Source organism: Hydrogenophaga sp., from assembly GCF_018780385.1.
Taxonomy (GTDB): domain Bacteria; phylum Pseudomonadota; class Gammaproteobacteria; order Burkholderiales; family Burkholderiaceae_C; genus Hydrogenophaga.
Map to the genome: position 1 here is coordinate 1 of NZ_JADMJO010000141.1, position 9,100 is coordinate 9,100.

Annotated in this window: 9 protein-coding genes and 1 tRNA gene; 7 read left to right on the forward strand and 3 right to left on the reverse strand. The window is 64.3% G+C overall.

The features are described from left to right. Positions 1-551 (forward strand): ribonuclease E/G (locus IV113_RS24920; RefSeq protein ID WP_291090956.1); only part of this gene is annotated, 551 nt, incomplete at its 5' end. 9 nt (positions 552-560) lie between these two features. Here the strand turns inward: IV113_RS24920 and msbA are convergent. After that, the gene (gene msbA, locus IV113_RS24925) at positions 561-2,369 is read right to left on the reverse strand and encodes a lipid A export permease/ATP-binding protein MsbA (protein ID WP_291090958.1); all 1,809 of its coding nucleotides are present in this window, start codon (positions 2,367-2,369) and stop codon (positions 561-563) included. A 191-nt stretch (positions 2,370-2,560) separates the two neighbouring features. Between msbA and tolB the strand changes: the two genes are divergently transcribed. The 6 genes from tolB (at position 2,561) to IV113_RS24955 (ending at position 7,430) form a co-directional block, all read left to right on the forward strand. Beyond that, positions 2,561-3,874 carry a Tol-Pal system beta propeller repeat protein TolB gene (gene tolB, locus IV113_RS24930; RefSeq protein ID WP_291090960.1) on the forward strand — a complete coding sequence of 438 codons (1,314 nt, stop codon included), beginning with the start codon at positions 2,561-2,563 and terminating at the stop codon, positions 3,872-3,874. A 63-nt stretch (positions 3,875-3,937) separates the two neighbouring features. Next, on the forward strand, positions 3,938-4,525 hold the full coding sequence (gene pal / locus IV113_RS24935) for a peptidoglycan-associated lipoprotein Pal (RefSeq protein WP_291090962.1): 588 nt from the start codon (positions 3,938-3,940) through the stop codon (positions 4,523-4,525). 2 nt (positions 4,526-4,527) lie between these two features. Further along, complete coding sequence (gene ybgF / locus IV113_RS24940) at positions 4,528-5,292, forward strand: tol-pal system protein YbgF (protein WP_291090964.1); 765 nt, start codon at positions 4,528-4,530, stop codon at positions 5,290-5,292. 63 nt (positions 5,293-5,355) lie between these two features. Next, positions 5,356-6,468, forward strand: coding sequence for a YeeE/YedE family protein (locus IV113_RS24945; protein WP_291090965.1), 1,113 nt, complete (start codon positions 5,356-5,358; stop codon positions 6,466-6,468). Then, entirely contained in the window at positions 6,465-7,301 is an 837-nt protein-coding gene (locus IV113_RS24950) for a tRNA threonylcarbamoyladenosine dehydratase (protein WP_291090967.1), read from the forward strand. The genes IV113_RS24945 and IV113_RS24950 overlap by 4 nt, the downstream gene beginning before the upstream one ends. 53 nt (positions 7,302-7,354) lie before the next feature. After that, positions 7,355-7,430: transfer RNA gene (locus IV113_RS24955), tRNA-Lys, on the forward strand. A gap of 83 nt (positions 7,431-7,513) precedes the next feature. On the opposite strand, the gene IV113_RS24960 is transcribed toward IV113_RS24955, so the two are convergent. Then, complete coding sequence (locus IV113_RS24960; protein ID WP_291090969.1) at positions 7,514-7,762, reverse strand: GlsB/YeaQ/YmgE family stress response membrane protein; 249 nt, start codon at positions 7,760-7,762, stop codon at positions 7,514-7,516. A 106-nt stretch (positions 7,763-7,868) separates the two neighbouring features. Beyond that, on the reverse strand, positions 7,869-9,100 hold a 1,232-nt coding region (locus tag IV113_RS24965), incomplete at its 5' end, for an ATP-binding cassette domain-containing protein (protein WP_291090971.1).

Below are 9,100 nucleotides of genomic sequence, written 5' to 3' on the forward strand. Positions count from 1 at the left end.
CCGGCGGCTTCGTGGGCGCGCGCAACTTTGACGACACCGTGTTCCGCACCAACCTGGAAGCAGGACAGGCCATCGCTCGACAACTGCGCCTGCGCAACCTGGGCGGCATCGTCATTGTCGATTTCATCGACATGGTGCGCGAGGACCACCGGGATTCGGTGCTCGGCGAGTTCCGCAAACAGCTGGCGCGCGACCGCGTGAAAACCATGACCGGCGGCTTTTCGCAGCTCGGTCTGGTGGAGATGACGCGCAAGCGCACACGCGAATCATTGGCGCACATGCTCAGCGAGCCCTGCGAGGCCTGCAGTGGCAAGGGGGTGGTGAAAACCGCGCGCAGCGTGTGCTACGACATCCTGCGCGAGATCCTGCGCGAAGCCCGCGCCTTCAACCCGCGCGAATTCCGCGTGGTGGCCTCGGCCAAGGTGGTGGAGCTGTTCCTTGACGAGGAGCGTGCCCACCTGGCGGGTTTGTCGGACTTCATCGGCAAGCCGATTTCGCTGCAGAGCGAGAGCTCGATGACGCAGGAACAATACGACATTGTTCTGTTGTGACCGGTCTTTTCAGGCCTCGGCTTCCGGCCTGAAACTCTGGGCATGCAACCGCGCGTACAGTCCGTCGGCCTGCAGCAACTCCCGGTGCGTGCCCTGTTCGCTGATGCGCCCATCTGCCAGCACGACCACCCGGTCGGCGTGTTCGATGGTGGAGAGGCGGTGCGCGATCACCAGCGTGGTGCGGCCCTTCATCAGCCGGGCCAGTGCATCCTGCACCAGCCGCTCCGATTCGTTGTCCAGCGCCGAGGTGGCTTCGTCCAGGATCAGGATGGGTGCGTCCTTGTAGATGGCGCGTGCGATCGCCAGGCGTTGGCGCTGACCGCCTGAGAGTTCGGCTGCGTTGTGGCCCACAGTGCTGTGGATGCCCTGGGGCAGGCGTTCGACCAACTCGCCCAGGTTGGCTGAAACCAGTGCCGCGCGCACGCGGGCCTCATCGATCTCGTTGCCCATGGCGCCCAGGGCCACGTTGGCCGCGAGGGTGTCGTTGAGCATCACGACGTCCTGGCTCACCATGGCGTACTGGCGGCGCAGGCTGGTCAGGTTCCAGTCGGTCAGCGGCACGTCGTCAAGCCGGATGTCTCCGCGCTCGAATTCCACGAAGCGCGGCAGCAGGTTGACCAGGGTGGTCTTGCCCGAGCCGGAGGGTCCGACGAAGGCCACGGTCTCACCGGGGTGGATGTCCAGCGAGACGCCGCGCAGGGCCACGAGGCTGTCGTCATCGCTGTGCACGATCTGATCGTCCTTGGCGGGGTAGCGCACCCACACATCGGTCAAGGCGATGGAGCCGAGCACCCGGTCTGCCGTGTGTGTGCCGCCCGGTTGCTCGGGCGTGTTCTCGATGAGTTCGAGGCCGCGCTCCAGTGCGGCGAGACCGCGCGTGATCGGCGCGCTGATTTCCGCCAGGTGCCGGATCGGCGTGATGAGCATCAGCATGGCGGTGACGAAGGCCACGAAATTGCCAACGGTGACACCGCTGCTGTTGCTTTGCCACAGCGCCACGGCAATCACGGCGGAGAGGGCGGCCGAGGCCAGCAACTGGGTGAGCGGCGTCATGGCCGCCATGGCGACGGTGGATTTGAGCGCCAGCCGACGCAGCGCCACGCTCAGCACATCGAAGCGCTCGGTCTGGCGCGCCTGGGCGCCATGCAGGCGCACCATGCGGTGAGCCAAGGCGTTTTCTTCCACCACATAGGCGAGTTCGTCGGTGGCGGTCTGGCTGTCGCGGGTGAGCTTGTAGAGGCGGCGCGAGAGCACCCGCATGATCAGGATCAGGCCTGGAAACACGGTCAATACGATCAGCGTGAGCTTCCAGTTCAGGTAGAACAGGTAGCCCATCAAGGCAATCACGGTGAGGCTGTCTTTGGTGAGCGTGAGGAAGGCCGACACCAGCATCTGCGAGCCGGTCTGCACCTCGTAGACCAGTGTGTTGGACAGTTTGCTCGCGCTCTGGCGGGCGAACAGCGTCATCTGGGCATCGTTGAGCTTGACGAACATGGCCCGGCGCAGGTTGAGCAGGCCCAGGCTGGCGGTGTAGGACAGCGTGTACTGCGCCACAAAGCCCGCCATCCCGCGGATGCCGAACAGACCCATGAGCGCCACCGGCACCATCCACAGGTCGATGTTGCCTTCGGCAAAGCCGCGGTCGAGCAAGGTCTTGAGCAGAGCAGGGATGAGTGGCTCGGTCAGCGCACCGATCAGCGTGCTGACGGCCGCCAGGGCGATGCCGGTCTTGGCCGAGCGGAAATAGGGCCAAAGGCGCAGCAGGCGCTGGGTCAGCGTGCCCGCCAGGGGCGGATTGGAGCGGTTGGATGCGGTCAAAAGCGGATCGGTCCCAAAATGTGCTGGTTTGCGGAACATTCCGCACGGCGCTGAATCAGCCTTGCACCACGAGCGCCGGCCCTGCGCGCACACATCTTGTCACGGAAGGGCCGGATGCCTCCGTTATTATCGGTCGGCTGTGCAGGGCGTTTTGCCCCTGCTGCGACCTCAGGACAAGCGACACACACAGCATGCTGGATTTGACCCGACACAACGCGCTGCCCCTGATTCCGAGACGCCGCGCGCTCGGCCTGGTTTCCACACTGCCTCTGCTCGGCTGGCCCTTGGCCTCGCAGGCCCAGTTCCGGGTTGAAGTGGCGGGCGTTGGCCTCACCCAGTTTCCATTCTCTGCCGTGGGTTTCCGCGGCAACGACGTGGCCAGCGAGAACATCGCCGCCATCGTGCGGGCCGACCTCGAGCGCAGCGGTCAGTTCCGATTTGTCGAGCCCATTGCGGGCGGGCTGGACGAAACTTCCCGCCCCGATCTCGGCCCCTGGCGCGAGCGCAGGTCCGACTCCTTGCTCACCGGCAGCGTCACCAAACTGGCCGACGGCCGCTTTGACGTGCGTTTCCGCCTCTGGGACGTGGTGCGTGGCCAGGACCTCGGTGGCTTGAGCTATCCCGTCGGTGCGCAGGACCTGCGCCTGGCCGCCCACCGCGTTGCCGATTTCATCTACGAGAAGATCACCGGCGAAAAGGGTGTGTTCTCCACCCGCATCGCTTACGTGACCAAGACCGCGCAGCGCCACAACCTGTGGGTGGCCGACGCCGACGGCGAAAATGCGCGCGCGGCCCTCACGAGCCCCGAACCCATCATCTCGCCGAGCTGGGCACCGGGTGGTGCGCAGTTGGCCTACGTGTCGTTCGAAGCCCGCAAACCCGTGATCTACGCGCACGACGTGGCTTCGGGCAAGCGGCGGCTGCTGGCAAACTTCAAGGGCTCCAACAGCGCGCCGTCGTGGTCGCCCGATGGCCGCTCGGTGGTGGCCACGCTCTCGCTTTCGGGCAACGCGCAGGTCTACACCATGGATGCCAATGGTGGTGAGCCGCGCCGCCTGAGTCAATCGGCCAGCATCGACACCGAGCCGGTGTTCAGCCCCGACGGCAAGACCATCTATTTCGTGAGCGACCGCGGAGGCTCGCCGCAGGTGTATCGCATGGGCGCACAAGGCGGCAACGCGCAGCGCCTGACGTTCACCGGCAACTACAACATTTCACCAGCGCCCAGCCCCGATGGCCGTTGGCTGGCTTTTGTCTCGCGGGTCAATGGTGCGTTCCGTCTGCACGTGATGGAGCTCTCCAGCGGCAATGTGACAGCGCTGACCGAGTCGAGTGCCGACGAGAGCCCCAGCTTCTCGCCCAACAGCCGCATGATCATTTACGCCACCCGGGAAAAGGGCCAGGAAGCCCTCATGACCACCACGGTGGATGGGCGCATCAAGACCCGTCTGGCCGGCGCGCAGGGCGACATCCGGGAACCCGAATGGGGCCCGTTCCTGCGCTGATTCACACGGGGAGCCATCAAGCTCCCTTTCGCATTCATCTTTTCAATTCCAAGGAATCTCCACATGAACAACATCCAGAACATCGCCTCCATTCGAAACACCAACTGGGCCCAGCGTGGCATTCGCCTGGTCGCTGGACTCGGCCTGGCCGCCGTGCTGGCTGCTTGCAGTTCCGGTGTGAAGCTCGACGATGTGCCGGTTGAAGACCGCTCGGGTTCCGCTCTCAATTCCGGTGCAGCCGCAGGTGGACAGGGCGGTGCGGTGGATCCGCGTGGCGTGTCGGGCGTGGCCGTGGGTGGTGCCGACTCGGTCCAGCCTGCAGCCGTGGCCCGCATCATTTACTTCGACTACGACAGCTTCGAGGTGAAGGCCGACTCGGCCTCCACGTTGGAAGCCAACGCGCGCTACCTCAACGCCAACCGCACCCGCCGTGTGAACCTCGAAGGCCACACCGACGAGCGCGGTGGCCGTGAATACAACCTGGCGCTCGGCCAGAAACGCTCCGAAGCCGTGCGCCGTGCTCTGAGCCTGCTGGGCGTCACCGAAGCGCAGATGGAAGCGGTGAGCTTTGGTGAAGAGAAGCCCGCCCAGGTGGGTCTGGACGAAGCGTCCTTCGCCAAGAACCGCCGCGTCGAACTGACCTACCGTTGAACATGAAGCTCTCCACCGCAGCGCCCTGGGCGCTTTCCCTGGCGGTCCTGTGGCCCTTGCAGGCCCATGCGCTGTTCGGCGACGACGAGGCCCGCAAGGCCATCATCGAGCTGCGCCAGAAGGTGGATGCCAACAAGCAGGCCACCGACGCCGCAACCACAGAGGCGCGGGAAAGTGATGCGGGCACGCGGCGCAGCCTGCTCGAGTTGTCCAACCAGATCGAGCAGCTGCGCGCCGAGTTGGCGCGGCTGAGGGGCCAGAACGAACAGTTGGCGCGCGAAGTCTCCGAGCTGCAACGCCAACAGAAAGACGTGCAGTCGGGCATCGACGAGCGCCTGCGTCAGGTGGAACCCCTGCGCGTCGAGTACGACGGTCAGACCTTCACGGCAGCGCCCGCCGAGAAGAGCGACTTCGAGGCTGCGATGGCGCAGTTGCGCAAGTCCGAGTTCCAACCCGCGTCCGCGGCTTATGCAGCGTTTCTGCAGCGGTATCCGGCCAGCGGCTACACACCCTCGGTGTTGTACTGGTTGGGCAACGCCCAGTACGCCAGCCGTGCCTACAAGGAAGCTGTGGTCACGCATGGCCGGCTGGTGCGCGAGTTCCCTGCCCACGTGCGCACACCCGAGGCCATGCTGGCCATGGCCAACAGCCAGGTTGAGCTGAAAGACCCACGCACCGCCAAGAGCACGCTCGAAAACCTGGTCAAGGCGCATCCGAACTCCGAAGCCGCCGCAGCGGCGCGCGAGCGGCTGGCCCGCTTGCGCTGACGCCAGACGCGCGCTTCGGCGCGCGTCCATGAGAGGCAGGGGCCGCCTCCTACAATGGCGGCCATGGAAATCGCAGACATTCTCAAGCTGAACGCCCTTGTGCTCTGGGCCGCCTTCGCGGTGGCCGTTGTTTTCGGGTTCATCGCACAACGCACCCACTTCTGCACCATGGGCGCGATCAGCGACATCGTGAACATGGGCGACTGGACCCGCATGCGCATGTGGGGCATGGCGGTGGGCATTGCCATGATCGGGTTCTATGGCATGGCCTGGCTGGGCTGGATCGATCCGACCCAGAGCATCTACACAGGCAGCCGCGTGATCTGGCTCTCGGCCATAACGGGTGGGCTCTTGTTTGGCTTCGGCATGGTGCTGGCGTCGGGCTGTGGCAGCAAGACCCTGGTGCGCATCGGCGCAGGCAGTCTGAAGTCGCTGGTGGTCTTCTTCGTCATGGGCATTGCCGCTTTTGCCACCTTGCGCGGCGTGACCGCCGTGCTGCGCGTCAACACCGTGGACAAGGTGAGTTTCGAGATGGCCTCCGGGTCTGCGTTGCCGGCCTGGCTGGCCAGCGCGATGGGCATGGAGCCCGCACTCACCGGGCTGGTCTTCGCGCTGGTGGCAGGTGGTGCCCTCGTGGTGTGGGCGCTGGTGGGCCGTGACTTCCGCACCGGCAACAACCTGCTTGCCGGCATCGGACTCGGGCTGGTGGTGATCGCGATGTGGTGGGTCAGTGGCCGACTGGGTTTTGTGGCCGAACATCCCGAGACGCTGGAAGCCGTCTACCTGGGCAGCAACACCGGCCGCATGGAGGCGCTGACCTTCACCGCACCGATGGCGTTCACGCTGGACTGGATCATCTTTTTCAGCGACACCTCCAAGGCCCTCACCTTCGGCATCGTCACGGTGGCCGGCATGGTCGTGGGAGCGTTCATCTGCGCCTTGGTCGAAGGCAGCTTCCGCTGGGAGGGTTTCCGCACCACGCAAGACACTGCGCTGCACATGGCCGGTGCCGTCTGCATGGGTGTGGGTGGTGTCACGGCGCTGGGGTGCACGGTGGGGCAGGGCATGTCGGGTCTGTCCACGTTGAGCCTGACGAGCATCATCGCTGTCACAGGGATCATGCTGGGCGCCATTGTTGGTTTTCGATTCCAGATCTGGTTGCTGGACCGCGAGTGACTCACGACACCAGCGAATCTTTCGAACGCCGCTTTGGCGGTCTGCGCCGGCTCTATGGGGTCAATGGAGCGCAGCGCGTGTTCGACGCGCACGTGGTGGTGGTGGGCATCGGTGGTGTCGGATCGTGGGCGGTTGAGGCCTTGGCGCGCAGCGGCGTGCGGCGCCTCACACTGATCGATCTTGACCATGTGTCCGAATCCAACATCAACCGGCAGATCCATGCCCTGGAGCCGACCCTTGGCCAGGCCAAGGCCGAAGCGATGCGCGAACGCATTGCGCTTTTTCACCCCGGTTGTGTTGTCGACGTGGTCGATGACTTCGTGACGCCCGACAACTGGCCTGCCTTGCTCGACGCCATACCCGGTCTTGAAGGTGTGCCCTCGGCCGTCATCGATGCATGCGATCAGGTGCGTGCCAAAACTGCATTGGCCGCCTGGGCGGCCGCTCACTCGGTGCCCTTTGTCACGGTGGGTGCCGCCGGGGGAAAGCAGCTCGCCCACGCGGTTGACGTCGCCGATCTGGCCGACGTCACCCACGATCCCTTGCTGGCGCAATTGCGTTATCGCTTGCGCAAGCACCATGGCGGCGCGCGCACGGGGCGCATGGGTGTGGGCTGTGTGTTCAGTCGCGAAACCGTGGCACCGCCTGACGCGTCGTGCAGCATTGAAGGCGCTGATGGTTCGCTCAATTGCCACGGTTATGGCTCGGTGGTGAGCGTCACGGCGACCTTTGGTTTTTGCGCTGCGGGGTGGGTGATGAACACTCTGGCGAAAGACGCGCAATCAATCTCAACGACGGCTTCAAAAGGCCCTCAAAAAGAAGCTATAATTTGAGGCTTCGCGGGATACACAATGTGCAGACAGTGTGTCGAATGCGAAACCCTGATGGGACGTTAGCTCAGTTGGTAGAGCAGCGGACTTTTAATCCGTTTGTCGTGGGTTCGACCCCCGCACGTCCCACCAAAACATTTGAAGCCCTGATCGAAAGATCAGGGCTTTTTTGTTGCCCGCTACATGTCATGCAGCGGGCGGCGATTCGCAAAGACTCAACGCTTCTTGAAGAAGCCGTAGATCACCAACAGGATGATCGCGCCTATCACCGACGCCAGGAAACCGACCGGATCGCCCTGACGATACAGACCGAGTGCGGCGCCGAGGTAACCGGCCAGGAACGCACCGGCGACACCCAGAAGGGCGGTCATGATCCAGCCCATGCTGTCGTTGCCGGGCTTGATGGCGCGTGCGATGAAACCGGCGATCAGGCCGATGAAGAGGGTGCCGAGAATGGACATCATTCGAAAGACTCCTGAGGGTTGAGGTTGATACAAAAGCAATAGAGCCTGCACTCTAGCTGCTTTTTACCTCCGTTCCTCGCCGAGCCTGCGGCGGCCCACCAAGGGATCAGGCGCTGACGGCCTCGATGGCTTCCGTGAGCTCCAACCAACGCGCTTCGAGCGCTTCGTTCTCGTCGTTCAAGGCCTTGAGCTGCTTGCCGTTGTGAGCCAGGTCGGCCGGGCTGAGGGGTTGACTCATGCTGGCTTCCAGCCGGGATTTTTCCTGCGCGATTTGCGCCATGCGTTTCTCGGTCTGCTCCAGTTCCTTCTTCAGCGGCTTGGCTTTCTCGGCCAGTTGCTGGCGGCGCTGGGCATCGTTGCGTTTCTGCTCGGGCGAACGGTTCGGCTCGACCGTCCTGGCCTTCTGCTCGGGCGCTGCCACGGGGGCTGCCACCGGGCTGCGCTGTGCGTCGCGCTGTTCCTGACGTTGCGCCTCGCGCGATTGTTTGGCCATGTCCAGCAGGTAGCGCTGGTAGTCATCGAGGTCGCCGTCAAACGGTTCGATGCCCCCGCGCGAGACCAACCAGAACTCGTCGCACACCGCGCGCAACAGGGCACGGTCGTGGCTGACCAGCATGACGGTGCCTTCGAATTCGTTGAGCGCCACCGACAAGGCCTCGCGGGTGGCGAGATCCAGGTGGTTGGTGGGCTCGTCAAGCAGCAGCAGGTTGGGACGCTGCCAGACGATCATGCACAGCACGAGGCGAGCCTTTTCGCCGCCGCTCATGCTGCCCACGCTTTGCTTGACTTGGTCGCCGGTGAAATTGAAGTTGCCGAGGAAGCTGCGCAAGTCCTGTTCGCGCGTGGGCTGGCCACTCAGGCGGCCTTCGGCGGTGCATTCACGAACCAGGCGGATCATGTGTTCGAGCGGCGTGTCGGCCGGGCGCAGCACGTCCAGCTCTTGCTGGGCGAAGTAACCGATGTTCAGACCCTTGCCTTCGGTGATCTGGCCGGCCAGCGGCTGCAGGTCGCGCGCGATGGTCTTGACCACCGTGGACTTGCCCTGACCGTTGGCACCCAGGATGCCGATGCGCTGGCCTGCGAGCACCGAACGGCTGATGTTCTTGACGATGATGGTGGGCTCGCTGCCTTCGTCGGGCGGTGGGTAACCAAAACTGGCGTCGCTCATGGCCAGCATCGGGTTGGGCAGGTTCTGCGGCTCGGCGAATTCGAAGGTGAAGTCGGCATCGGCCAGCACCGGGCCGATCTTCTCCATGCGCTCCAGCGCCTTCACGCGACTCTGTGCCTGCTTGGCCTTGCTGGCCTTGGCCTTGAAGCGGTCGATGAACTTCTGCAGGT

What these genes read in the sequence shown, in the direction of transcription:
- IV113_RS24960 (WP_291090969.1), bottom strand. Translation starts at nt 7,762, where the DNA reads ATGATGTCCATTCTCGGCACCCTCTTCATCGGCCTGATCGCCGGTTTC.
- pal (WP_291090962.1), top strand. Translation starts at nt 3,938, where the DNA reads ATGAACAACATCCAGAACATCGCCTCCATTCGAAACACCAACTGGGCC.
- tolB (WP_291090960.1), top strand. Translation starts at nt 2,561, where the DNA reads ATGCTGGATTTGACCCGACACAACGCGCTGCCCCTGATTCCGAGACGC.
- IV113_RS24945 (WP_291090965.1), top strand. Translation starts at nt 5,356, where the DNA reads ATGGAAATCGCAGACATTCTCAAGCTGAACGCCCTTGTGCTCTGGGCC.
- ybgF (WP_291090964.1), top strand. Translation starts at nt 4,528, where the DNA reads ATGAAGCTCTCCACCGCAGCGCCCTGGGCGCTTTCCCTGGCGGTCCTG.